Source organism: Pseudomonas sp. dw_612 (genome assembly GCF_018449725.1).
Taxonomy (GTDB): Bacteria; Pseudomonadota; Gammaproteobacteria; order Pseudomonadales; family Pseudomonadaceae; genus Aquipseudomonas.
Genome location: NZ_JAAVVC010000068.1, coordinates 1 through 697, shown reverse-complemented (window position 1 = coordinate 697; position 697 = coordinate 1). Strand labels below are relative to the sequence as shown.

The 697-nt window shown below is 53.9% G+C and carries 1 protein-coding gene and 1 pseudogene; both read left to right on the top strand.

Annotated elements, in window-relative coordinates; genetic code table 11:
- A pseudogene (locus HB680_RS32505) lies at positions 1 to 453 on the top strand (hypothetical protein); the annotation flags it as partial.
- 97 nt (positions 454 to 550) lie between these two features.
- Positions 551 to 697, top strand: a 147-nt coding sequence (locus tag HB680_RS32500; protein WP_213942336.1) for a hypothetical protein, incomplete at its 3' end; no start/stop codon positions are given.

Below are 697 nucleotides of genomic sequence, written 5' to 3'. Positions count from 1 at the left end.
TTGCGTGACGTAGAAGCGTACAGTTGGACTTTTACCGTTCGTCGGCTTCTGTGGTGCGGAATTTGCACTCTTGACGAGCAAAGGTCCGTGCGCGTCAAACTTTTATACAGCTGCACTGAATCGCTAGAACATCGTCGCGATATGGACGCGATGAAAAACCTCCAGGGATGGAACACAGTGAACATTCATAAAGCTCTCAGTGCGCCCGTTGTGGCGTTGCAACTGAAGGTGCTGCGGCATCGCGGCTTGAGCAGTGCTGCAGTATTTTGCGTCGAGATCAAATTTCTGGCGCTGATCAGATCGGCATTGCTTGCCGTCGATAACGGGGTCATGCCTCGCCTCGCATTCTCGCTGGACTTGGCATTGTCTGCCCAAGTCTTCAGCGTCATTTTCTCTGTTTTATTAAAACCACCGCTTGCCGGTGGACGGCACAGTGCTGTCCTGGCGGCTTGAGACGGCCCTCATCACGCAAGTTGCGTTCAGAGAGGGGTAAAGCCCCCGAAGCACCTGGCGTTTAAACGTAGTTTCCAACACACACAAGGAAGATGTAATGGCAGTTATAAACGGAACCAACGCCGCGGATACCCTGGTGGGCACGGCAGGTGATGATCAGATCCGCGGTTTGGCGGGGGATGATGTTTTAAATGGTGGGGATGGCAACGACCTGCTGATCGGCGGGGCAGGTGCGGACCAGTTA